The sequence below is a fragment of the Streptomyces sp. NPDC016677 genome (assembly GCF_055562815.1).
Map to the genome: position 1 here is coordinate 682,088 of NZ_JBVHEO010000001.1, position 22,380 is coordinate 704,467.

General features: G+C 70.0%; 20 protein-coding genes. 7 read left to right on the top strand and 13 right to left on the bottom strand.

All coding sequences use genetic code 11. The features are described 5' to 3' along the window. Positions 1-227: 227 nt before the first annotated feature. Positions 228-1,496, bottom strand: coding sequence for an MFS transporter (locus ACZ3IG_RS02930; protein ID WP_467428362.1), 1,269 nt, complete (start codon positions 1,494-1,496; stop codon positions 228-230). A 361-nt stretch (positions 1,497-1,857) separates the two neighbouring features. Here ACZ3IG_RS02930 and ACZ3IG_RS02935 point away from each other — a divergent pair, with 361 nt between their 5' ends. Both ACZ3IG_RS02935 and ACZ3IG_RS02940 read left to right on the top strand, forming a co-directional pair. After that, positions 1,858-3,108: an ATP-grasp domain-containing protein gene (locus ACZ3IG_RS02935; RefSeq protein ID WP_467428364.1), complete on the top strand. Its 1,251-nt coding sequence runs from the start codon at positions 1,858-1,860 to the stop codon at positions 3,106-3,108. 50 nt (positions 3,109-3,158) lie between these two features. After that, positions 3,159-3,752, top strand: a complete 594-nt coding sequence (locus ACZ3IG_RS02940) for a TetR/AcrR family transcriptional regulator (RefSeq protein ID WP_467428366.1) — start codon at positions 3,159-3,161, stop codon at positions 3,750-3,752. A gap of 19 nt (positions 3,753-3,771) precedes the next feature. On the opposite strand, the gene ACZ3IG_RS02945 is transcribed toward ACZ3IG_RS02940, so the two are convergent. Beyond that, the gene (locus tag ACZ3IG_RS02945; RefSeq protein WP_467428368.1) at positions 3,772-4,566 is read right to left on the bottom strand and encodes an intradiol ring-cleavage dioxygenase; all 795 of its coding nucleotides are present in this window, start codon (positions 4,564-4,566) and stop codon (positions 3,772-3,774) included. A gap of 233 nt (positions 4,567-4,799) precedes the next feature. On the opposite strand from ACZ3IG_RS02945, the gene ACZ3IG_RS02950 reads away from it, so the two are divergent. Next, positions 4,800-5,891 (top strand): hypothetical protein, encoded by a 1,092-nt coding sequence (locus ACZ3IG_RS02950; RefSeq protein ID WP_467428369.1) that lies wholly within the window; start codon positions 4,800-4,802, stop codon positions 5,889-5,891. 212 nt (positions 5,892-6,103) lie between these two features. Further along, positions 6,104-6,985 carry an AraC family transcriptional regulator gene (locus tag ACZ3IG_RS02955; protein ID WP_467428370.1) on the top strand — a complete coding sequence of 294 codons (882 nt, stop codon included), beginning with the start codon at positions 6,104-6,106 and terminating at the stop codon, positions 6,983-6,985. Here the strand turns inward: ACZ3IG_RS02955 and ACZ3IG_RS02960 are convergent. Both ACZ3IG_RS02960 and ACZ3IG_RS02965 read right to left on the bottom strand, forming a co-directional pair. Continuing rightward, positions 6,972-7,223 carry a DUF397 domain-containing protein gene (locus ACZ3IG_RS02960; protein ID WP_467428373.1) on the bottom strand — a complete coding sequence of 84 codons (252 nt, stop codon included), beginning with the start codon at positions 7,221-7,223 and terminating at the stop codon, positions 6,972-6,974. The two genes, ACZ3IG_RS02955 and ACZ3IG_RS02960, sit on opposite strands and share 14 nt — an antisense overlap. After that, a complete protein-coding gene (locus ACZ3IG_RS02965; RefSeq protein WP_467428374.1) occupies positions 7,220-8,029 on the bottom strand; it encodes a helix-turn-helix domain-containing protein in 810 nt (269 codons plus the stop codon). The genes ACZ3IG_RS02960 and ACZ3IG_RS02965 overlap by 4 nt, the downstream gene beginning before the upstream one ends. A gap of 129 nt (positions 8,030-8,158) precedes the next feature. Between ACZ3IG_RS02965 and ACZ3IG_RS02970 the strand changes: the two genes are divergently transcribed. The 3 genes from ACZ3IG_RS02970 to ACZ3IG_RS02980 all read left to right on the top strand — a co-directional run bounded on the left by ACZ3IG_RS02970 (position 8,159) and on the right by ACZ3IG_RS02980 (position 11,552). Next, positions 8,159-8,617: an ATP-binding protein gene (locus tag ACZ3IG_RS02970; protein WP_467428375.1), complete on the top strand. Its 459-nt coding sequence runs from the start codon at positions 8,159-8,161 to the stop codon at positions 8,615-8,617. 473 nt (positions 8,618-9,090) lie between these two features. Then, entirely contained in the window at positions 9,091-10,458 is a 1,368-nt protein-coding gene (locus ACZ3IG_RS02975; RefSeq protein WP_467428377.1) for a DUF3500 domain-containing protein, read from the top strand. Positions 10,459-10,583: 125 nt separating this feature from the next. Beyond that, the gene (locus ACZ3IG_RS02980; protein ID WP_467428379.1) at positions 10,584-11,552 is read left to right on the top strand and encodes an arabinan endo-1,5-alpha-L-arabinosidase; all 969 of its coding nucleotides are present in this window, start codon (positions 10,584-10,586) and stop codon (positions 11,550-11,552) included. Positions 11,553-11,615: 63 nt separating this feature from the next. Here ACZ3IG_RS02980 and ACZ3IG_RS02985 read toward each other — a convergent pair whose 3' ends face one another. The 9 genes from ACZ3IG_RS02985 to ACZ3IG_RS03025 form a co-directional block, all read right to left on the bottom strand. Beyond that, positions 11,616-12,089, bottom strand: coding sequence for a hypothetical protein (locus ACZ3IG_RS02985; protein WP_467428380.1), 474 nt, complete (start codon positions 12,087-12,089; stop codon positions 11,616-11,618). A gap of 125 nt (positions 12,090-12,214) precedes the next feature. Then, the gene (locus tag ACZ3IG_RS02990; RefSeq protein WP_467428381.1) at positions 12,215-13,714 is read right to left on the bottom strand and encodes a pyridoxal phosphate-dependent aminotransferase; all 1,500 of its coding nucleotides are present in this window, start codon (positions 13,712-13,714) and stop codon (positions 12,215-12,217) included. Between the two features lie 111 nt (positions 13,715-13,825). Next, positions 13,826-14,977: an aldose epimerase family protein gene (locus tag ACZ3IG_RS02995; RefSeq protein WP_467428382.1), complete on the bottom strand. Its 1,152-nt coding sequence runs from the start codon at positions 14,975-14,977 to the stop codon at positions 13,826-13,828. Between the two features lie 58 nt (positions 14,978-15,035). Continuing rightward, positions 15,036-16,280 (bottom strand): multiple monosaccharide ABC transporter permease, encoded by a 1,245-nt coding sequence (gene mmsB, locus ACZ3IG_RS03000; RefSeq protein ID WP_467428383.1) that lies wholly within the window; start codon positions 16,278-16,280, stop codon positions 15,036-15,038. Further along, a complete protein-coding gene (mmsA, locus tag ACZ3IG_RS03005) occupies positions 16,277-17,827 on the bottom strand; it encodes a multiple monosaccharide ABC transporter ATP-binding protein (protein WP_467428386.1) in 1,551 nt (516 codons plus the stop codon). The genes mmsB and mmsA overlap by 4 nt, the downstream gene beginning before the upstream one ends. A 32-nt stretch (positions 17,828-17,859) precedes the next feature. After that, positions 17,860-18,972 (bottom strand): multiple monosaccharide ABC transporter substrate-binding protein, encoded by a 1,113-nt coding sequence (gene chvE / locus ACZ3IG_RS03010; protein WP_467428387.1) that lies wholly within the window; start codon positions 18,970-18,972, stop codon positions 17,860-17,862. A gap of 96 nt (positions 18,973-19,068) precedes the next feature. Continuing rightward, positions 19,069-20,037 carry a hypothetical protein gene (locus ACZ3IG_RS03015; RefSeq protein WP_467428390.1) on the bottom strand — a complete coding sequence of 323 codons (969 nt, stop codon included), beginning with the start codon at positions 20,035-20,037 and terminating at the stop codon, positions 19,069-19,071. 127 nt (positions 20,038-20,164) lie between these two features. Continuing rightward, entirely contained in the window at positions 20,165-21,169 is a 1,005-nt protein-coding gene (locus ACZ3IG_RS03020) for a zinc-dependent alcohol dehydrogenase (protein ID WP_467428392.1), read from the bottom strand. Further along, positions 21,166-22,332, bottom strand: coding sequence for a mandelate racemase/muconate lactonizing enzyme family protein (locus ACZ3IG_RS03025; protein ID WP_467428394.1), 1,167 nt, complete (start codon positions 22,330-22,332; stop codon positions 21,166-21,168). Before ACZ3IG_RS03025 ends, ACZ3IG_RS03020 begins: the two co-directional genes overlap by 4 nt. Between the last annotated feature and the right edge of the window lie 48 nt (positions 22,333-22,380).

The following is a 22,380-nucleotide window of genomic DNA, read 5'->3' on the forward strand; positions in this document are numbered from 1 at the left end:
GTTGGCCAATCAGCCTCACCCAGATATCGAAATCCTCGCACGCCACCTCTGCGAAGTGAAGCGCTTCCCGCTCGGTCTTTGCGTCAAGTGGCCGAAAGAGGGCGCTCGCCAACGCGGAGTGACGCCTTAATTCCGGACACTTCGCGTCGATGCGGGGTCGTTACACGCACGCTACGTCACCATGACAAAGGTCACACGCGCGAGGGGCGGGCGACGCCGATGGGCCGTCAGCTTCCGACAGCGCCGTCGAGATCGCTGTCCCGTTGCGCCGGGGCCGGCGGAGCCGCGGGGCGGGCACGCTCACCCCAGCGGACCGCCGGTCGCATGACCGCGGCCACGACGACGAACAGGGCACCGAGCAGGATCCAGCCGGGGGCTCCCCAGTAGACGATCAGGCCGGTGAGCAGCAGCGGTCCGACCATCTCGGCGACCGTGGTGCCGTTCCCGAAGAACGCCTGGTACTGGCCGTGCTTCCCGGGCGGCGCGAGACCGAAGCTGACCTCCCAGGCACCCGCCGCCTGCATCATCTCGCCCAGCGCCTGGATCGCCACGGCGACCAGGAGAAGCGCACCGGCCAGCCAGGCCGAACTGCCCACACTGGTCAGGGCGAAGACCACGCAGCCCAGCCCCAGCAGGGTGCTGCCCATGAAGACGTAGCGCGTGGCGCTGTGCAGTCCGGTCACGCCACGGGAGACACGGACCTGGAAGAGCACCACGGCGACGGTGTTGAGCATGAACATCAAGGACAGCAGCCAGACGGGCGCCGCCGTGTGCTCGCTGATCCACAGCGGCAGGGCGATGTCCACCAGCGGGATGTGCAGCAGCAGCAGCGTGTTCAGCACGGTGACGACGACATAGGGGCGGTCCTTGAACACGGACGCTCCCCCGCTTCGCGGTGCGTCCCGCGTCACCGGCACGGGCGGGACCTCGGGAACCCGGCTGAGTACGAACGCGGCCGCGAAGAAGGCCAGGGAGTTGAGCGCGAAGACCGCGTAGTAGGCCTCGCGGCGGTCCAGCAACAGGGCGACTCCGCCGAGCCCGGACCCCACGGCGAGCCCCGCGTTGTAGCTGGACTGCACGTAGGCACGCACCGTGGTGACCTGTCCTTCGGAGACCAGGCCGGCCAGGAGCGCCTGCTGGGCCGCCGAGCCGCCGCGCTGCGACACCGCGTACGCGCACGCACCGACGAGGAACAGGGTGAAGGAGGAGACGAACAGGTAGGAGGCGATGGCCAGGCCCGCGCAGACGAACAGGGTGACCGCGATGACCCGCGGGCCTCGGCGGTCCGCGAGATGGCCCAGCGGCACACTCATCACCAGCGCCACCGACCAGGCGATGGTGAGTCCGAGTCCCATCTTCACCGGTGAGATACCCACGATCCGCGTGAAGAACAAGGCGGCGCATATGTAGTAGGCGCCGTCGCCCGTCCGGCAGACCAGTTGCGCGAGTGCGAGGACTCGGGGTGCGCCGGGCGGTGGAATCAGTCCTTTGATCACTGCGCTCCTTGTAGCGTCCGCCAGAGACGGCTCTCAGAGCGCGCGGAGGGATCACCTCCACGACGCTCGTACGGTCGATGTCCCCATCGGCAGGGGGTGTCGGTGAGTGCTGGACCACCGGTACGTGGTGCGGCCCGTGTTGTGACGCCCTGTCCACCACGTGTCTCAAGATTCTCAAGCTCGTGTCAGGTTATGGGTGGCCCACCGCTACGGCCAGTTGATTTCTTGACACCGTCGATCTCGGTGGCGAGGATCTCAACGGTGTCACGACCCGGACCTCCAACTCCCCTCGTGCGCACGGCCCGTCGGCAGGGAAGGCACGGGCCCCACGCCCCCAACCATCGTCAAGAAGGAGTTCGTCGTGGCTGAACACGTCCTGGTCTTCGGCGTCGGGTACGACATTCCGCAACGCATGCGGGCGACGGGCGCGGCCGGCGATGTGGTCACGTCGGTGATGTGCTGGCCCGAGCACCTGGAGAAGCTGGACGACTCCGAGGAACACGCCCGCGTCATCGTGCTGCCCCCCGACGCCCCCGACAGCGAGTGGCTGGCCCTGGCCCGCGCCGTCCACGCGATGCACCCGGTGACCCGGGTCGGCTCCTTCTACGACGACTGCCGTCCTCAAGCAGCCCTGGTGGCGAAGGAACTCGGCCTGGAGACGCACAGTCCAGAGGTCGTCGAACTCATCCGGAACAAGCACGCGATGCGGCGGCGGCTCGCCGAGACGGGGGTCGAGGCCACGGCCTCCGCCGTCGTCGACAGCGTCGAGGCGCTGAAGGAGTTCGCCGCCGAGCACGGCTGTCCCTGCGTGGTGAAGCCCGTCGACGGGGCGGCGAGCAAGGGGGTCTCCGTACTGCGGGCGCCGGAGGAGGCCGAATCCGCCTTCCTGCGGGCCAGGGGGAGCGGTGCGGGCTCGGAGGTCACCGTCGAGGAGTTCCTGGCCGGTGACCAGTACAGCGTGGAAGCCTTCTCGGAAAAGGGCGAGCACGTGGTCCTGGCCATCACCCGCAAGTACTCGGACCCCGTCTCGCTGGTCGAACTGGGACACGTGCTGCCGGCCGCCCTGGAGCCGGCGCGGCGGGTCGCGATCGAGAACCACGTCATCGGGACACTGAACGCGCTCGAGGTGGAGTTCGGCCCGACCCACACCGAGATCATCCTGACGCCCGCCGGGCCCAGGGTCATCGAGACCCATCTGCGCACGGGCGGCGACGAGATCTGGAACATGGTCACCGATGCCACCGGCGTGGACATGATCGAGTGCCAGCTGCGCCAGGTGCTCGGTGAGACGGTGCTGCCCGGAGTGCACGCCGCGCTGGCGGATCGGGAGCGTCCGACGCGGTGCGAGGCGATCTGGTTCGCGGGCGCCCCCTCGTCCGGCACCCTGGTCGAAGTGACCGGGGCCGACGCCGACCTTCCGGCCGGGGTGACGCTGACCGTGCTCGGCAAGCCGGGCACCCAGCTTAGCGGCCTTCAGAACAGCTTCTCGCGCCTGGCCCGCGCACGCGCTCACGCCGATACGGCCCAGAAGGCCGTGGAGCTGGCCAGGCAGGCCATCGCGGGACTCGACTTCATCGCCCGCCACCCCGCTGACCAGGCGGAAGTGTTGTGAGGAATGCTGTGAGTCCCGCCCGCTCAGGCGGGACCTCCTAGACTCACCGCATGGCGAGATGGGAACCCGGAACCGCGAAACGGCTGCAGGCCGCCGCGCTGGAACTGTTCGCGACCCGCGGCTACGAGCGCACGACGGCCACGGAGATCGCCCAGGCCGTCGGCCTGACCGAGCGCACGTTCTTCCGGCACTTCAGCGACAAGCGCGAGGTTCTCTTCCACGGGACGCAGCTGCTGGTGCAGGCGCTGGTCGAGGGCGTGCGGGGGGCGCCGCCCGACGCGTCGCCCCTCGACGCCGTCGCCCGTGCCCTGTGGTCCGCGGCGCCCTTCTTCTCGGCGGAACGCCGCCCGCACTCCCGTACCCGCAAGGCGGTGATCGACGAGAACCCCGCGCTCGCGGAGCGCGAGCTGCGCAAGATGGACGACCTCGCCGTGACGCTCGCCGACACCCTCCGCGCGCGCGGCGTGGACGACCTCGCGGCCACCGTGGCGGCGCAGACGGGCGTCGCGGTGTTCGGGGTCGCGTTCGGGCGCTGGGTGCGCGACGGCGAGGAGCGGTCCTTCGAGGAGATCGCGGCGGAGGTGTACCGGGAACTGCTGTCCCTGGCCGGCGCGGCGGCTCCGGTGCCGCGCGGGGCGCGGTGACGCCGGAGCCGCCCGCCCCTCAGCCCTGGACGCCCAGGGTCAGGCTGCCGGTGTAGCCGGCCGTGGCCGAACCGGTGACGGTCATCAGACCTGCCGCGGCGCCCCCGTTCCCGTAGATGCCGTCCTGCGCGAGCGTGGTGCGCGGCACGGTGTTGGCCGAGTACGGGGAGACGCGGGCGACGGCGGTGGTGATCGCCTCGTCGATGAAGAGCTGGCCGGTGTGCAGTTCCTCCCCGCCGCTGAACGAGCCGTCCGAGGTGAGCGTGACGTCGGTGTGCACCTTGACGTGGAGGTGCACGCAGCGGCCCCGGTACCAGCCCGGGTAGATGGTGCTGATCCGGGCGACGCCGTCGCCGCCGGTGAGGGTGCCGCCGCGCAGGAAGGTGCCGTTGTCGGGCTCGTCGTGGCCGTTGTTGCCGACGAAGCCGGAGTACTCGCCGAGCGCGTCGCAGTGCCACAGCTCCACGAGGGCCTCGTTCAGCGGGGCGCAGGTGGCGTCGTCGACGACGGTGAGGGCCAGTTCCAGCGGGATGCCCGGCTTGTCCTCGGTGATGTCGGCGCGGACCAGGGCGCCGTCCAGGTAGTACGGGCCCTCGGTCAGCTCCTTGGTGAGGGTGCAGACGGCTGCTGCGGCGACGGGAACGGTGCGGTCGGGGTTGGGGCCGGGGGTGAGGCCGGCGTCGGCGTCCTCGGCCGTCACGGCGTCCTTGGCGTTGACGGCGCCGACGGTGAGTGCGGCGGCCGTGGCGCCGGTGCCGAGCAGGACGGTGCGGCGGCGGACGTGGGGGATGTGGGGGTCGTTGTTGTCTGTCATGAGCACGGCACCTTAGGGAGATCAACTGGCAAGGGGCTGTGAGTTCGGCAAAGTGACGGGGTGTCAAGTCGCGGACCGGTCACGAGCGGACGGCCGCGCTCCGGACGCCGCCGTCCTTGCCGGAAGCCGGCAAGGTGCGGGTTCCGGAGTTGCCGCGCCGCCGCCTTCCCCGCCGCCCCGCCGACCCGTACGGTTCCGGGAGCCGCCCGGCAGCGCGAACCGTGGGAGGACCCGTGCCCAGAGAGCCCCGTACCTGGCAGCCGGCCGTGTCCGCGGCCCTCGGCCTGATCCTCGTACTGGTCTCCGCGTGGCTCTTCACCACCGTGCCCGACCGGCGGGCGGAGGAACGCGCGTACACCGCCGCGTCCGCCTGCCCGGCCGGTACCGCCGGCACCCGCGCGGACGACTGCCTCACGGCCGTACCGGCCAGGGTCGCGCGCAAGGAGCACGAGGCCACCAGGGGCCGCGGCAAGGACTGGCTCCATCTCGTCGTGTCCGGCTCGGACACCGCGCACCGGATCCGCATGGACGACGCCGACGGCCCCGTCCACCGGGCCGTCGAGCCCGGGGACCGCGTCACGGTGACGTACTGGCGGGGCGAGATCCGCGCCGTCGGGACCGGCGGCCTGACGCAGGCCACCCGCGCCACTCCGGTCGACGACTGGCGGACGCCGATGGGCATCGGGCTGGCCTTGCCGCCGATGGGCCTCATGCTGCTGGGGAACGGCTGGTGGCTCCGGTACCGCCACCGTCCCGGCACGCCCCCCGGCCGGTACGTCTGGAGCGTCTCGGCGGCGTGGGTGGCCGCCGTGCTGCTGGGCGCCTGGGCCTTCTTCGCGAGCGGCACCGGCGGCGGCGTGCCGGACGTGCTGCTGGCGGCGGTGTACGGAGTGCTCCCGGCGGCGGCCCTGAGCGGCCTGCTGGTGTGGGCGATGCGGCGGCGCCTGCGCCGGGCGAACGACACGAGTGACGTCGTCCCGGTACCGCCGGCCGGACGCCGGGTGGTCCCGGCGAGCGTGCGCGGGAACGTCCCCTACGCCGTGGACGGTTACGGCCTGCTGGTGGTGGGCGACGGCCGCCCGTCGGCCACCCCGGACCCCGGGGGCCGCGTGGGCTCGCGGGAACTGGCGGGGACCCTGACCGTGGCGGGCGTCCGGGGCTTCCGGATCGGCGAGGACCCCGAGCAATGGTTCCAGGCGTACCGATGGAACGGCGTGGCCATCGAGTGCCGGGACGGCGACGAGAGGGTCCTCATCGCCGCGAAGCGGCGCGACGCGCCGGTGATCCTCGGGGCCCTGGAGGCCACCGCCGGGGCGCGCGCGTAGCGCGACGGGGACGGCGGCCGCCGTTCGGGGTGTCCGCGCCGCGCCCTCGGAGCGGACCGCCGGACTGTGCCGGGTCGTGCCGGGGTCGTGCCGGGGTCGTGCCGTGCCGGGTCGGGGCGTGTCGTGCCGGGCCGTGTGCGACCGGACCGGTCCGCTGTGGTCGGGCCGGACGGTGCCGCGTTCTGCGACGGTGGTCACCGGAAGGAGGCGCGGTGATCTCAGCGCTGAACGAACTGGTCGACCTCGTCGAGGGACACCTGGCCGAGGATGCCGACATCCACGCACTGGCCACGGGGCTCGGTACGACCGAGTACCACCTGCGCCGGATGTTCTCGTCCCTGGCCGGCCTGCCCCTGTCGGAGTACGTGCGGCGGCGCCGCATGACCGTGGCCGCCGCCGACGTGATCCGGGGCGAGGACGACCTGCTGAGCATCGCCGTCCGGCACGGCTACGGCTCCACGGAGGCGTTCGGACGCGCGTTCCGCGCGGTCCACGGTGCCGCGCCCCGTGAAGTACGCCGTGACGGAGGCCCGTTGCGTACACAACCCCGGCTCAGGTTCCGCCTGACCGTCGAAGGGAGCATTTCCATGGACACTCGTATCGCCGACCGGCCCGCGTTCCGGCTGATCGGCCACGCGGCGCGGGTCCCGCTCGTCCACCGGGGCGTCAACCCGCACATCCAGCGGCACGTCGCCGCGCTGCCGCGGCAGGAGCACGAGCGGCTGAAGGCGCTTTCCGACACCGACCCGGCCGGTCTGCTCCAGGTCAGCGACGACCTCGCGCCGGACGCGCCGGAGGGCACGGAGCTGACCTATCTCCACGGGGTCGCCGTCACCGGGGACACCCCGGTCCCCGACGACCTCGACGCCATCGAGGTGCCGGGCGGGCGGTGGGCGGTCTTCCGCAGCGCCGGGCCGTACCCGGAGGCGCTTCAGACGACGTGGGCCGCGACCGCGGCGGAGTGGTTCCCGTCCAACCCGTGGCGTCTGCGGCCGGGCCCGTCGATCGTCGCGGTCCTGGACCGCGCGGAGGATTTCAGTACGGCGACGTGTGAACTGTGGCTGCCGGTGGAGCCGGCCGTCATGCCCGGCTGACGTCCAGATCCTGTAGGAAGACGCCCCAGGCGGTGGGGGAGAGGGTGAGGTGGGGGCCGGTCCTGTCCTTGGAGTCGCGGACGTGGACGGTGTGGGGGGTGGTGGATATCTCTACGCAGTCGCCGTCTCCGCCACTGCTGTAGCTGGACTTGTGCCAGGCATGGGCGACCTCTACGCAGTCGCCGGAAGCGCTGGAGCTGTAGCTCGACTTGATCCAGGTGAGTTCGTCGGTACTCATAGATCCCCTCGCATACGCCGCAACAGGCTCACTGAGTCCAGGGTGGTGAGAGCCTGCGAACGCATACTTGCATACCGTCTCTGAAGCACGCTGACCACTTTCCGGTCGTTGATCAGCTGTCCGCTCTCCTGGCCTTCGTTGTAAGCGAACCACTCGTTCTCGGGCGTCTCCAGCAAGTGGATGGGTCCCTGTAGCCCGGAGTGCGACTCCGACACGAGCGGCATCAGTTGAATCTCGACGTTGCGCAGCTCCGCGACCTCCAGTACATGGTCGATGAGTTCCCGTGTCACCTCCACTCCGCCTGTACGGCGCAAGAAGACGTGTTCTTCCAAGATGAAGCTGAACGCAGTGTTGGGGCGCTCTCGCAGCAGCCTCTGCCGCTCCGCCCGAGCAGTCCACAACTCCTCGATCTGGGCGTCGCTGAGCGGAGGCAACTGGTCGGCCGCCATGGCGCGGACGTACGCCTCGGTCTGCAACAGCCCCGGCACCATCCGGCACTCGTACGTGTACAAGGTGATCGCCATCCGCTCCAGCTGCGCCCACCGCCGGAACCACGCTGCCAACCCCGGTTGACGCACCAGATGGACCACTGCCTTGCGCAAGGCACCTGTGTTGCCTGTGATCACCTCCCCCCGCTCAACAAACGCGACATCCGGCATCCGCCTCCCCAACTCCACCGAAGCCACCGTGTGTTTGGAGAACCGCACCAGCGCCGCGAACTCCTCCCTGCTCAGCCCCACGTGCTCGCGCAACGCCTGGACCACCGCACCGAACGTCCGCAGACTGTCCGAAGACTCATCGACCACAGTCGGCCACCTCCCGCGCCCATGGTCACGGCATGTGACGAGTACTGTCCAGTCAGTCACTGCGTACTCTCGCGCGGAGTACGCGCTGCCGCCCTGGTGAAGTGGGCCTCGGGGCGTCAGATTGGGCGCATGACCGCACCACCCGCCCGGCAGGGCGTCGTCACCGTACGTGTGTTCGCTCAGCGTTTCAGTGCCACCCCGCGCGGGGCCCGCCTCGCCCGGCGGCTCACGGGGAGCCAGTTGGAGGCGTGGGGCTTCCCCTACGACTCGGACGTCTCCGAGCGGGCCGCCGTGATCGTCGCGGAGCTGGCCGCCAACGCCGTCACGCACGGCCGGGTCCCCGGACGGGACTTCGAACTGCGTCTCACCCTGCGCCCGGAGGGCCTCCGTATCGAGGTGACGGACACGCACGCGGGTCCGCCGCGCCCGGCCGTACGCCCCGTGGGTGCCCTCGACGAGCACGGCAGGGGACTGGTGCTGGTGGAGGCGTTGGCGGACCACTGGGAGGTGCTGGACCAGGCGCCGCCCGCCAAGACCGTCCGTGCGGACATCGCTCGGGTCAGTGGTGTGAACCGGGGGCGCGGGTGAGGGGAACGGCATCACACGTGGCCGTCGGGCCGCTCGCTTCCTGGCAGTGTCGTGCTTCCACGGCCCGCGTCAAGGGCGCTGCGCGTCGCCTTCGGCGATGGGCCTGCGGCCCACCCTTGACCCGGGCCGTTCCAGCACGGGTGAGAAGCGAGCGAGCGGCCTGGGAGGGCGGGTGCCCAGGCCCAACGGGCCCTCACGTCTCCTTCCACGTCCCCGGCGCGGCGGTCGCGCGTTCGCGCCTCGCATGCACGCCGGGTCGTCTCGGCGGCCAACGGCGGCCAACGGTGGGGGGAGCGGGGTACCCCCTCCTGGAAATGGATGACACTTCGGCCCGAAGTGTCATCCATTTCCAGGAGGGGTGTCGGGCTCGACGGTCGAGGGGCTCGGCCCCTGTCGTCGCCAGAGCCACCTTCATGGGTGTCGCACAGGAACAACTCACGGAAAAATAAGGTCCGTCGGAGAACGTGGCGCCCATGCACGCACACAGACCACGCACCCCCCGGACCGAGCGCACCCGCCGCTGGTTCATGAACCGGTCGCTGCTGCTCGGCGGCGCCGCGGCCGTGGCGACGATGACCGGGGTGGCCGGCTGCTCCACCGACTCCTCCGGCACGTCGGCCGCCGCCTCCAGCGGGGCGCCGAGCGGCGGACCCGGCGGTGACACCGGTGGTATGGGACCGGGTGTCACGGCGGTGAAGTACGCCGATTTCGTCGGTGTCACCACCGATGGCAAGGTCGTCGACGACCTGTACTCGATCCACTCCACCGACGTCTCCACCGACAAGGTGGTGCAGGCCGCGCAGAAGTTCCTGGACGGGCTGACCGCCAAGGAGCGCAAGGCGTCCGTCTTCGAGGTGGACGACGACGAGTGGCTGGCCTGGAGCAACGTCGACGGCTACGAGCGCGAGGGCGCCCGCATGGGCGACCTGACCGAGGCGCAGCGGAAGCTCGGCTACGCCCTGCTGGGCGCGGCGCTGTCCGCCGACGGGCTCAAGCAGACCCGCGGCATCATGAAGCTCAACGGCTTCCTCGGCGAGTACAACGGGGGCAACCGGGAGACCCTGGAGGAGGGCGCCTACTTCTTCACCTTCATGGGCACCCCCTCGACCACCAAGCCGTGGGGCTTCCAGTTCGAGGGCCACCACGTGGCCATCAACTACTTCGTCCTCGGCGACCAGGTCGTCATGACCCCGACCTTCATGGGCTCGGAGCCGACCGAGAAGACGTACAAGGGCGAGAAGATCTCCCTGTTCAAGGCGGAGACCAAGGCCGGTCTCGCGATGATCCGCTCGCTGACGTCGGCCCAGCGGGCCGAGGTCGTCGACTCCGGCAAGGAGAAGAGCGGCACCGACATGATCGCGGGCGCGGGCGCGGACAACCTGGAGCTGCCCTACGCGGGGCTGCCCGGCTCCGAGATGACCGACGCGCAGAAGCAGAAGCTGCTCGACCTGGTCGGCGTCTACGTCGGCTACATGGATGATGGGCATGCTGTGGTGAAGATGAAGGAGGTGGAGGAGCACATCGACGAGACGTACTTCTACTGGCTCGGCGAGACCAAGGACTCCTCCGCGTTCTACTACCGCGTGCACAGCCCGGTGATCCTCATCGAGTACGACGCCCAGGCGCCGCTGTTCTACGGCACCACCGATTCGGCGGCGGGTGGCGGCGAGATGCCGAGCGGTCAGCCGTCCGGGATGCCCAGTGGCGGGCCCGGCGGTGGCGGCATGGGCATGGGGGGCGGTACGCCGACCCAGGAGCACATCCACACCATGGTCCGCACCCCCAACGGCAACGACTACGGCGTCGACCTCCTCAAGCTCCACCTGGAGACCGACCACTGACGCACAGGTGCGCTTGCGCGAACCATTGACGCGCATGGGGTTCGATTCTACGGTCCCGTTCGAAGTGGCGACTGATGTTCGCTATTTCGAACGGGACTTTCGCCCCCATCCGCAAGGAGACCCGCATGAGCCGCAAGCGCACCGCTCTCCTCGCCCTCCCCGTGGCCGCCCTGCTCGCCCTCGTGCCGGGCACGGCGTCCGCGTACCCCAACCCCGGTTACGTCACCGGCTCCGTCGTCACCCACGACCCGACGATGATCCGCACCTCGTCCGGGCAGTACCTGCTCTACGCCACCGGCGGCGGCATCTCCAGCAAGACCTCCGCCGACCGCACCGCCTTCAGCGCGGGCGCCGACGCGTTCTCGTCCAAGCCGGGCTGGTGGTCGACGTACTCCTCCGTCCCGGAGTCCTGGGCGCCGGACATCTCGTACCACGGCGGGAAGTACCTGATGTACTACTCCGTCTCCAGCTTCGGGGTGAACACCTCCGCCATCGGGCTGGCGGGCTCGACCACCGGACAGCCGGGCAGCTGGACCGACTACGGCATCGTCTACACGTCGAGCGGCTCCAGCGACTACAACGCCATCGACCCGAACCTCTTCGTCGACGGCGACGGCAAGTGGTGGCTGTCGTTCGGCAGTTGGTGGACGGGGATCAAGATGATCCAGATCAATCCGTCGACCGGGAAGCAGCTCTCCAGTAACACCACGCGGTACTCGCTGGCCTCCCGTCCGACCGGGACGAAGGCCGTCGAGGCGCCGTACATCGTCAAACGGAACGGGTACTACTACCTCTTCGCCTCGTACGACACCTGCTGCGCCGGCACCAGCTCCACGTACAAGGTCAAGGTGGGGCGGGCCACCTCCGTGACCGGGCCGTACTACGACAAGAACGGGGTGTCGATGATGAACAACGGCGGTACGCCCGTGCTGGAGTCGCACGGCAGCGTCATCGGCCCCGGCGGGCAGTCGATCATGAGCGACGTCGACGGCGACCTGATCGTCTACCACTACTACGACGGCAACGACGGCGGCACTCCGAAGCTCGGTATCAACCTGCTGAACTGGAGCACCGGCTGGCCCGTCGCCTACTGACCGGCATGTCGCGGACCCCGCCGGCCGGGAGGGGCGGCGGGGTCCGCGAGGCGGTGCGGTCGGTCACAGGCGTCGCAGGTTCACCACCTGGCCGCTGGTCAGGCCGAGCCAGATCGCGGGGGCGCCGGCCAGCCGCAGGTTGTCGTAGCGGGCCGGGAGGTCCCCGCCGGGGTTGACCGTGACGATGACGCGCTCCAGCCGCCATGTCTCGTCCGGCTTGTCCGGCGGCGGCGCGTAGCGCAGGTAGGCCGGGTAGCGGTCCAGGTCGTCGGTGTCCAGTTGCGGGTCCCGGGGGTCGTTGCGCTCGGGGTTGTAGACGTTGGCGCCGTCACCCAGCACGTAGGTGACGTCGGTGCCGGGCTCCCACTCGTCTCGGCTGGAGTCCAGGGAGAACTCCCGGCCGGCGACGCTGACGAAGACATAGCCCCGCACTCCTGCGGGGCTGTCGCTCGCCGTGACGATCCGTACGTCGATCCGCTCGATGGCTGCCATGTCGTTCCCTTCGGTGGTGGCGCCCTCCGCGTCGGCGGGGGCCATCCGGATCGCTACCCTCCGGGGTCGAGTGGATGCGAGGAGTGGCGGGAAGTCGGGGGCGTGCGGCGGCACTTGGGTGGTGGCGGGTGGGTTCTCGGGCCGCCCGCGCTCCGGAGCGGGAAAAGGAGTCACCCCGTCCGGCCCACGCCCGCCGCGTCCGGCCAGCGCCGCGGCCCCGGCCAGCCCGTCGCCGGGGCCGCAGCCAGGCCGTCGGTGCCCCGTACCTGGGCGGCGGTGAGGCCGCCGCGCGCGGGGACGCCGGGCGGGGTCGGGCCGGCGGGCGCGGCTGCGGGTGCGGGTGCCGGTATCTGCGGCTGAGGGGCAGGCATCGGCTGTGGCGCCGGTTGCGGGAGCTGCCGCGGTGCCGTCGGCATCGGCATCGCGGCCGCGACGGCCTGCGCGGCCAGCCCTCGGGTGCCGCCGCCGTTGGTCTCGCCCATCAGCCGGTCCACCGCCGCCGTGCCCGAGCTGTAGCCGCTCCCCGTGGCCGGCTCGGGCACGGCGGCTCCCCTCCTGGTCCCGTAGAGCACCTGTTCCAGGCCGGACACCAGGCGGCGTACGTCGGTCTGGGGGCGCACCACGAGCCGCAGGAAGCGGCTGGAGGAGCCGATCTTGTTGCCGCACTCGCGGACCAGCACCCGGTGCTCGGTGAGCAGCCGGTCCCGGACCACGGTGCCCTCGGCGCCGACCGGGAGGCGGACGAAGAGGAAGTTGCCCTGGGAGGGGTAGACCGTCAGGCCGGGCAGGGAGGAGAGCCGGCTGGACATCTCCAGACGGTCGCGGCGCACCTCGTGCAGGCTCCGCGCGTACTCCGCGCCGTGGTCGCGCAGCATGAAGACGACGTGCTCGGCGAAGGAGTTGAGGTTCCACTTGGGCAGCATGGAGCGGACCTTGCCCGCGAGCGCCGGGTTGGCGACCAGGTAGCCGAAACGGATGCCGTGCAGGCCGAAGTTCTTGCCGAGGCTGCGCAGGACGATGACGTTGGGGCGGAGCATCGCCTCCTGGACCACGCTGGGCTCGGCCTCCGCGTCGGCGAACTCCAGGAACGACTCGTCGATCACCACCAGGTCCAGGCCGGCCATCGCGTCCATGAACTGCACGAGCGCGTGCTTGTGCAGGAAGCCCCCGTCGGGGTTGTTGGGGTTGCAGACGACGGCGACCCGGGTGGACCGGGTGCGGATGAACTCGGCGTACTGCGCGAGGTCCAGGGCGAAGCCGCTGGACTCCTGGAGCGGGAACATGTCGACCCGCTTGCCGGTCTCCATCGGCTGGTCGGTCCAGCGGCCGAAGGTGGGGACGGGGACGGCGAGGGACTCGCGGACGAGGAGGTGGTCGATCCAGGTGATCAGTTCCGTGGAGCCGTTGCCCATCGCCACGCACTGCGGGGGCAGCCGGAGCAGTCCGCACAGCTCGGCGGTGATGGTGTCGGCGCCGCTCGGGTAGTACGTGATGATGTCCCGCAGCCGCCCCGCCATCTCCTGGAACATCTCCGGCGTCGGGAAGTACGGGTTGCAGGGGATGCAGAAGTCCACGGGCCCCGCGCCGTCGCCGGCCTCCCGGGTCAGCGCCGCCATCGACGGGCTGTGCGCCGAGGCGGAGCGGAACAGCGAGGTGACGTTGCCGGTCAAGGGGACCTCCGTAGCGGGAACGGCCCGCGCGGGGGAGCGCGGGCCGCCCATGAGTACGGATGCGCCCGGGTCGGCGTTCACCTCATGTGAGGGAAGTGTGACGACCGGGGTTCAGGAGTCGAACGAGTGGACGGTCGTCGTCCGGTAGGTCTCGCCGGGGCGCAGCACGGTCGACGGGAACGACGGCTGGTTCGGGGAGTCCGGGTAGTGCTGGGTCTCCAGGCACAGGGCGTCGCCCTGCCGGTAGAGCCGTCCGCCGGTGCCGGTGAGGGTGCCGTCGAGGAAGTTGCCCGAGTAGAACTGGAGGCCGGGCTGGTCGGTGGCGATCCTCAGGGTGCGGCCGGAGGACGGGTCGCGCAGGGTGGCGATGTGTTCGGGGCGGGCGGTGATGCCCTTGTCGAGGACCCAGTTGTGGTCGAACCCCTTGGCGAGGACCAGCTGCGGGTGGGCGGCGCGGATGTCGCGGCCGATCGGCTTGGCGCGGCGGAAGTCGAAGGGGGTGGAGGCGGTCGGGGCCAGTTCGCCCGTCGGGATCAGGCCCGCGTCGGTGGGCGTGAAGCGGGACGCGGCGATCGACAGCTCGTGGTCCTCGATGGTGCCGCTGCCCTCGCCGGCCAGGTTCCAGTAGACATGGCTGGTGAGGTTGACGACGGTGGCCTTGTCGGTGGTGGCCTCGTAGTCGATGCGCCAGTCGCCGGAGCGGGTGAGGGTGTAGGTGACCGTGGCCTTGAGGGTGCCGGGGTAGCCCATCTCGCCGTCGACGCTGGTGTAGTGCAGGACCAGGCCGACGTCGGAGCCCGAGGCGTACGGCTCGACGTCCCACACCCGGTAGTCGAAGCCGAGGGCGCCGCCGTGCAGCGAGTTCTCGCCGTCGTTGACGGAGAGCTGGTACGTGGTGCCGTCCAGGGTGAAGCGGCCCTTCGCGATGCGGTTGCCGTAGCGGCCGATCAGGGCGCCGAAGTGCGGGCTGCGGGCCACGTAGTCGTCGAGGTTGTCGAAGCCCAGGGAGACGTTCGCGTACCGGCCGCGCCGGTCGGGGACCTCCAGGGACTGCACCACACCGCCGTACGACAGCACCTTCATCCGCGTGCCGCCGTTCTCCAGCGACCAGCGGTACACCTTCGTGCCGTCGGCGAGCTTGCCGAAGAGTTCCTTCACCGGCTTCCTGCCTCCCCCTGCTGCGTGTGCCGTGCCGCCGATCGCGGTGGCGGCGACGCCCGCCGCGGCGGCGCCTGCGATGACCGTGCGTCTGCTCAGTTCCATGCGGCTCTCCTGAAAGGGATCGGCCCCCCGCCCGGGCGGGCGGGGGGCCGGAACTGACCTACGAACCCACCTTGCGCTTGTTCCACACGTCGAAGCCGACCGCCGCCAGCAGCACCATGCCCTTGATGACCTGCTGCCAGTCGGTGCCGATGCCGACGAGGTTCATGCCGTTGTTCAGCACGCCCAGGACCAGACCGCCGATGATCGCGCCGAGGACCGTGCCGACGCCGCCGCTCATCGACGCCCCGCCGATGAACGAGGCGGCGATGGCCTCCAGCTCGAAGTTGAGGCCCGCCTTGGGCGAGGCCGCGTTGAAGCGGGCGGCGAAGACCAGACCCGCCAGGGCCGCGAGCATGCCCATGTTCACGAAGACCAGGAAGGTGACCTTCTTGTCCCGCACACCCGACAGCTTCGCCGCCGGGAGGTTGCCGCCGATGGCGTAGATGTGGCGGCCGATGATCGCGTTGCGCATGACATAGCCGAAGCCGACCAGCAGCACGCCCAGGATCAGCAGCACGATCGGGGCGCCCTTGTAGGAGGCGAGCAGCATGGTGACGACGAGGATCGCGGCGGCCAGCGCCACCAGCTTCAGGCCGAACAGCTTGACCGGCAGGACGTCCAGGTCGAACTCCTGCTGGCGCTTGCGGTCCCGCAGCTCCTGGAAGACCACGAACGCGATCAGCGCGATGCCGAGCAGCAACGTCAGGTTGTGGTAGTTGGTCTCCGGCCCGACCTCCGGCATGAAGCCGTTGGCGACCTTCTGCAGGCCCTCCGGGAACGGGCCGAGGGTCTGGCCCTCCAGGAAGATCTCCGTCAGACCGCGGAAGATCAGCATGCCGGCCAGTGTCACGATGAACGACGGTATGCCGCCGTACGCGATGAAGAAGCCCTGCACCGCGCCCGCGACCGCGCCCATCAGCAGACACAGGACCAGCGCGACCGGCCAGGGGAGATCGTTCTTGACCATGAACACGGCGGCCATCGAGCCGATGAACGCCGTCAGCGAGCCGACCGACAGGTCGATGTGGCCCGCGATGATCACCAGCATCATGCCGATCGCGAGGATCAGGATGTAGCTGTTCTGCAGGACCAGGTTGGAGACGTTGCGCGGCAGCAGCAGGTCACCGCCGGTCCAGACCGCGAACAGCACCACGATCAGGCCGAGGGCGAACAGCATGCCGTACTGCCGCATGTTGCGGCGCATCCCGTCCAGCATCAGCTGGAGCAGGCCGTCGCCGCCGGCCGACCCGCCCTTTCCGGCCGGCGCGGGGGCCGGCGACTTGGCGGTCACATCCGTGCTCATCGGGTTACCTCTTTGTCCTTCGTCATCTGACGCATCAGCGATTCCTGCGAGGCCTCGGCCCGCGAGAACTCACCGGTCAGCCGCCCCGCGGCCATCGTGTAGATGCGGTCGCACATGCCGAGCAGCTCCGGCAGCTCGGAGGAGATGAAGACGACCGCCTTGCCCTGGGCCGCCAGTTGGTCGATGACCGTGTAGATCTCGTACTTCGCGCCGACGTCGATACCGCGCGTCGGCTCGTCCAGGATCAGCACGTCCGGACCGGCGAAGATCCACTTGCTGAGGACGACCTTCTGCTGGTTGCCGCCGGAGAGCTTGCCCACCGGCTCGAACACGGTCGGCGCCTTGATGTTCATCGACTTGCGGAAGCCCTCGGCGACCTGACGCTCACCGTGCTCGTCGACGACCCCGCGCTTGGCGACCTTGCCCAGGGCACTGAGCGAGATGTTGCGCCCGATGGTGTCGATGAGGTTGAGCCCGTAGTGCTTGCGGTCCTCGGTGACGTACGCGATGCCGTGCTTGACCGCCTCCGGGACGGTCTTGGTACGGATCTCCGTGCCGTCCTTCAGCACCGTGCCGCCCGCGTACCGGCCGTAGGTGCGGCCGAAGACGCTCATCGCCAGCTCGGTGCGGCCCGCGCCCATCAGGCCCGCGATGCCGACGATCTCGCCGCGCCGTACGTTCAGCGAGACGTCGTCGACCACCTTGCGCTGCTGGTCGATGGGGTGGTGCACGGTCCAGTTGCGGATCTCCAGGGCGGGCGCCTGGCCCTCCTCCGGCTGGTGCGGGGAGCGCTCGGGGAAGCGGTGCTCCAGGTCCCGGCCGACCATCCCGGAGATGATCCGGTCCTCGGTGGTCTCCTCGGCCTTCACGTCCAGCGTCTCGATGCTCCGCCCGTCCCGCAGGATGGTCACCGAGTCGGCGACCCGGCGGATCTCGTTCAGCTTGTGCGAGATGATGATCGAGGTGATGCCCTGTTCCTTCAACTGGAGTATCAGGTCGAGCAGTTTGGCGCTGTCCTCGTCGTTGAGGGCCGCCGTCGGCTCGTCGAGGATGAGCAGCTTCACCTTCTTCGACAGCGCCTTGGCGATCTCGACGAGCTGCTGCTTGCCGACGCCGATGTCCGCGACCCGGGTCTCGGGGTGCTCGTCCAGGCCGACCCGGCGCAGCAGCTCGGTGGCGTGCCTGAGGGTGTCGTTCCAGTTGATGAAGCCCCGGGCGGCGTGCTCGTTGCCGAGGAAGATGTTCTCCGCGATGGGGAGATAGGGCACCAGGGCCAGCTCCTGGTGGATGATCACGATGCCGCGTTGTTCACTGGCCCGGATGTCCTTGAAGGCGCAGGTCTCTCCTTCGAAGAGGATCTCGCCCTCGTAGGTGCCGTGGGGGTGGACCCCGGAGAGGACCTTCATCAGCGTCGACTTGCCGGCGCCGTTCTCCCCGCAGATGGCGTGGACCTCGCCCTGCCGTACGGTCAGCGTGACGTCCGACAGCGCCTTGACGCCGGGAAAGGTCTTGACGATCGAGCGCATTTCCAGGACGGGTCCCGCCATGGTCGTGCCTTCCAATCACTCGGTTCCGGCGGTTACTTGAGGTCGCTCGCCTTGATGTAGCCGGAGTCGACGAGGGCCTCCTGGTAGTTGTCCTTGTCGACGGCGACCGGCTCCAGGAGGTAGGCCGGGACGACCTTGGCGCCGTTGTCATACGTCTTGGTGTCGTTGACCTCGGGCTCCTTGTCGTTGAGGAGGCCGTCGACCATGTTGGCGGACACCTTCGCCAGCTCCCGCAGGTCCTTGAAGACGGTCATCGACTGCTCGTCGGCGACGATCGACTTCACCGAGGCCAGCTCGGCGTCCTGGCCGGTGACGACCGGCAGCGGCTTGCTCTTGGAGCCGTAGTCGTCCGACTTCAGGGCGGACAGGATGCCGATGGAGATGCCGTCGTACGGCGACAGGACCGCGTCGACCCGCTCGCTCTTGTAGGACGAGGTCAGGATGTCGTCCATGCGCTTCTGGGCGGTGCCGCCGTCCCAGCGCAGGGTGGTGACCTGGTTGAGGGCGGTCTGCCCGGAGCGGACGACCAGCTGCTTCTTGTCGATGTACGGCTTGAGGACGCTCATCGCGCCGTTGAAGAAGTAGCGGGTGTTGTTGTCGTCGTTGGAGCCGGCGAACAGCTCGATGTTGAAGGGGCCCTTCTCGCTGCCGTCCTTCAGCCCGAGCTTCTCCACGATGTAGGTGCCCTGAAGCTCGCCGACCTTCTCATTGTCGAAGGAGGCGTAGTAGTCGACGTTCTCCGTGCCCAGGATCAGGCGGTCGTAGGAGATCACCGGGATGTCGGCGTCCTTGGCCTGCTGCACGACGTTGTTCATCGACTTGTTGTCGATGGCCGCGATGATCAGCGCCTCCACGCCCTGGGTGATCAGGTTCTCGATCTGCGAGACCTGCTGGTCGGGGTCGTCCTCCCCGTAGACCAGCTTGGTCTTGTAGCCCTTGGCCTCCAGCTCCCTGACGACGTTGGCGCCGTCGGCGATCCAGCGCTCGGAGGACTTGGTCGGCATCGCGATGCCGATGGTCGCCCCCTCCGAACTTCCCTTGTCCTCCTCGCTGCCGCCCTCGCTGTTCTGGCCGCAGGCGGTCAGGGTCAGGGCGAGGGAGGCGGCCGAGGCGGCGGCGGCGAGTGCGGCTCTGCGGTTACGCATGATCATCATCCTTGATGTGTGCGAGGAGGAACCGAGACGAGGTGTGTCGGATTGTGCGCGGTCGTGTCTTCTTTTGAGAAGGGAGTTTCCAGAACGTTATGACGAGATCTCGAACCGGTTGAGCGAGCCGGGCAGCCGCGTGCCGAGCGGGGCCATGTCGCCGCCGGCGCCGTGCCGCGCGAGCAGATCCAGCGCGAGCCGTCCGCGCCGCACCCGCTCCTTGGCGGTGGCCAGGGTCAGTTCCCGCAGGTGGTGACCGTACGGGTAGATGCCGGGGGACTTCGACAGGCCGAACTTCAGATAGAGCGGGGCACCGCGCCGGATCAGCTCCGCCACCTCGTACATCCGTACATAGCCGCCCAGGTCGTCCGGCGCCTCGATGTACATGTCCATCGGCGCCGCCGACACCCGGCGGATCTCGGTGAGGTGGTCCAGCGTCAGATCGCTGGGCACGTTGACGGAGTCGGCGCCGAGCCGCTCGTAGACGGCGAACGAGGCCGGGTTGACCGGCCCGACGAGCGCGGAGACCTTGAGGGTGGTGTCGGCGGGGATGATCCCCGCGGACCGCGCCCGGTGCAGCGTCCACAGCACGCCCTCGTCGGCGACCAGCAGGCACTTGACGCCCAGCTCGGTGGCCCGGACGGCGTCCTCGACGCATCCGGCGACGGCGTCGTGGCCGCGCGCCCGCAGCCCCCCGCCGCCGGAGTCGGTCCGGGTGGAGCCGCCGATGTCCCAGGTCCCGCGCGGACCGGTGAACAGGCACAGTTCGATGTCGCGGGCGGCGGTGGCCTCGACCATCTCGGTGATCTCGGCGTCGGAGAGCATCCACACGCCGCTGCCCTGGCTGATCCGGTGGATCGGCACGTCGAGGCGGGAGGACTCCTTCAGGACCACCGCCAGCGCCTCGGGACCCTCGCAGGACGGGATCTCGGTGCGCCAGCGACCGCCGTCCGGGAAGGTGTGCGGCGAGGCGTCGGCGGGGTCGAGGGCGGGCGCGCCCAGGCCGAGGGCGGTGAGCGCCTGCTCACCGGGCCGGCGGGGCGCCGTGGCGGAAGCGTCGGTCACAAGCTGTCCTTCGTGTTCGATATGCCGGACACAGTTCGCGGCACATGGCAGACGGGCGGGGCGTGGGTGTACGCCGGTACGGAGGCCGTCAGGTCGCACCCGTACCGGCGTACGGCTGGGGGCTGCCTCAGGGACGCAGCAGTACCTTGCCCACCTTCGGGTCGCCGGACCCCACCAGCTCGATGGCGTGCGGGAACTCGGCCAGCGGCAGTTCGTGCGTCACCAGCGGCAGCGGGTCGAGCAGCCCGGCGGCGAACACCCGGACCGTGTGCGCCCAGGCGTCCGGGGGCGCCCCGAAGACGGTGTGCACCTCCAACTGCCGCACGACCAGGTCGGTGGGGTCGAGGCCGGTGGCGCCGGGCGCCGGGATGCCGGTCAGCACGAGCCGTCCGCCGCGCCTCAGCAGCGCCGCCGCGGTACGGGCGGCGTCGGCCGACCCCGCCGTCTCGATGACGACGTCGAAGTCGTCGGGGAGCGGCTGGTCCTTGGTGCGGAAGTCGGTCGCCCCGAACTGCCGGGACAGCGCCTCCCGGTCGCCGCGCGTACCGACGGTCAGCAGCTCGGCGGGGGAGCCGGCGGCGAGGAACTGCACGGCGAACATCCCGAGCGTGCCCGTGCCGACGACGGCGACCCGCTCGCCCGGCCGGGCGTTCGCCTTCAGCGCGGCGGCGGCGATGCAGGCGGCCGGCTCCAGCAGGGCGGCGGCCGAGAGGTCGGCGTCGTCGGGCAGGACGTGCAGCAGCCGGGCCGGCAGCGTCAGCGTCGGGGCCATGGCGCCCGGCTGGGTGAACCCGGTCTCCTCGTACCCGGCGGTGCACAGCGTGGTCTCACCGGCGTGGCACCGGTCGCAGACCTGGCAGTTGCGGAACCCCTCGCCGACCACCTTCCGCCCGACGAGCGAGACCGGTACCCCGGCCCCGACCGCCTCGACCGTCCCCGACCACTCGTGCCCGGGGACCAGCGGGTAACGGACGTACCCGTCGGGCCGGTTGCCCTGGTGCACTTCGCGGTCGCTGCCGCAGATACCGGCCGCGTGCACCCGGACCAGCGCCTCGCCGGCGGCCGGGTCGCGCGGCTCGTGCGGCACCAGCCGGTGCGCGCCCGGCGCCTCGATGACGACGGCGCTGCTCACGCCGTGGTCCCCTTCGGCTTGCGCTGCTCCCAGCCCTCGGCCCACAGGTCGAACCGGGCCTGCTGCTGCGGGAACTCGGCGGCGGCGTCGGTGTCCAGCTCCACGCCGAGCCCGGGGGCGTCGGAGAGGTGGAAGCACCCGTCCTCCGGGTCCACCTGCGGAGCGCCCTTGACCACCTTCTTGATCTCCGCGTCCGCGAAGTCGTTGAAGTGCTCCAGGATCTTGAAGTTGGGGGAGGTGAAGCCGACCTGGAGCGAGGCGGCGGTGAGCACGGAGCCGCCCACGTTGTGCGGCGCGACCAGCGTGTAGTGCGTCTCGGCGGTCGCGGCGAGCTTGCGCGTCTCCCAGATGCCGCCGAGGTGGCCGACGTCCGGCTGGATGATGTCGACGGACTGGTCCTCGAACAGCTCCCGGAACTCGATCCGGTCGTGGATGCGCTCACCGGTGGCGACGGGGATGTCCACCTTCTCGGCGACCTTCTTCAGCGCCCGCAGGTTCTCCGGCGGCACCGGCTCCTCCAGCCAGGCCGGCTTGAAGGGCGCGAGTTCCTTCGCGAGCCGTACGGCGGTGGAGGGGGAGAACCGGCCGTGCATCTCCAGCATCAGCTCGGCCTCGGGCCCGATGGCGTCCCGCACGGCCTCGATGAGGGAGACGGCGTACAGCGTCTGCTCGTGGTCCAGCTCGAAGTGCCCGGTCCCGAACGGGTCGATCTTCAGCGCCCGGTACCCGCGCTCCATGACCCCCTGGGCGGCCTTGTGGTACGCCTCGGGCGTCCGCTCGGTGGTGTACCACCCGTTGGCGTACGCCTTCACCTTGTCGGTGACCTTGCCGCCCAGCAGCTGCCACACCGGCACGCCGAGCGCCTTGCCCTTGATGTCCCAGCAGGCCATCTCGACGACGGCGATGCCGGACATCACGATCTCGCCCGCGCGCCCGTAGTCGCCGTACTTCATGCGCTTGACGAGGTCCTCGACAGCGAACGGGTCGGAGCCGAGAATGTGGTTGACCTCGGCCTCCTTCAGGTAGCCGAGAAGCGCGTCGGTGTGCCCCAGCATCCGGGTCTCGCCGACTCCGGTGAGGCCCTCGTCGGTGTGCACCTGGACATAGGTCAGGTTGCGCCACGGCGTCCCGACCACGTGCGTGCTGATTCCGGTGATGCGCACGGCAGCTGACCTCCGCTACGTTCGATATTTCGTCACTCGTTCGAAATG

Coding starts and splice junctions, on each gene's coding strand:
- ACZ3IG_RS02940 (WP_467428366.1), top strand. CDS start 3,159: ATGGCGAGATGGGAACCCGGAACCGCGAAACGGCTGCAGGCCGCCGCG.
- ACZ3IG_RS02945 (WP_467428368.1), bottom strand. CDS start 4,566: ATGACAGACAACAACGACCCCCACATCCCCCACGTCCGCCGCCGCACC.
- ACZ3IG_RS02960 (WP_467428373.1), bottom strand. CDS start 7,223: ATGAGTACCGACGAACTCACCTGGATCAAGTCGAGCTACAGCTCCAGC.
- ACZ3IG_RS02970 (WP_467428375.1), top strand. CDS start 8,159: ATGACCGCACCACCCGCCCGGCAGGGCGTCGTCACCGTACGTGTGTTC.
- ACZ3IG_RS02975 (WP_467428377.1), top strand. CDS start 9,091: ATGCACGCACACAGACCACGCACCCCCCGGACCGAGCGCACCCGCCGC.
- ACZ3IG_RS02980 (WP_467428379.1), top strand. CDS start 10,584: ATGAGCCGCAAGCGCACCGCTCTCCTCGCCCTCCCCGTGGCCGCCCTG.
- ACZ3IG_RS02985 (WP_467428380.1), bottom strand. CDS start 12,089: ATGGCCCCCGCCGACGCGGAGGGCGCCACCACCGAAGGGAACGACATG.
- ACZ3IG_RS02995 (WP_467428382.1), bottom strand. CDS start 14,977: ATGGAACTGAGCAGACGCACGGTCATCGCAGGCGCCGCCGCGGCGGGC.
- mmsB (WP_467428383.1), bottom strand. CDS start 16,280: ATGAGCACGGATGTGACCGCCAAGTCGCCGGCCCCCGCGCCGGCCGGA.
- mmsA (WP_467428386.1), bottom strand. CDS start 17,827: ATGGCGGGACCCGTCCTGGAAATGCGCTCGATCGTCAAGACCTTTCCC.
- chvE (WP_467428387.1), bottom strand. CDS start 18,972: ATGCGTAACCGCAGAGCCGCACTCGCCGCCGCCGCCTCGGCCGCCTCC.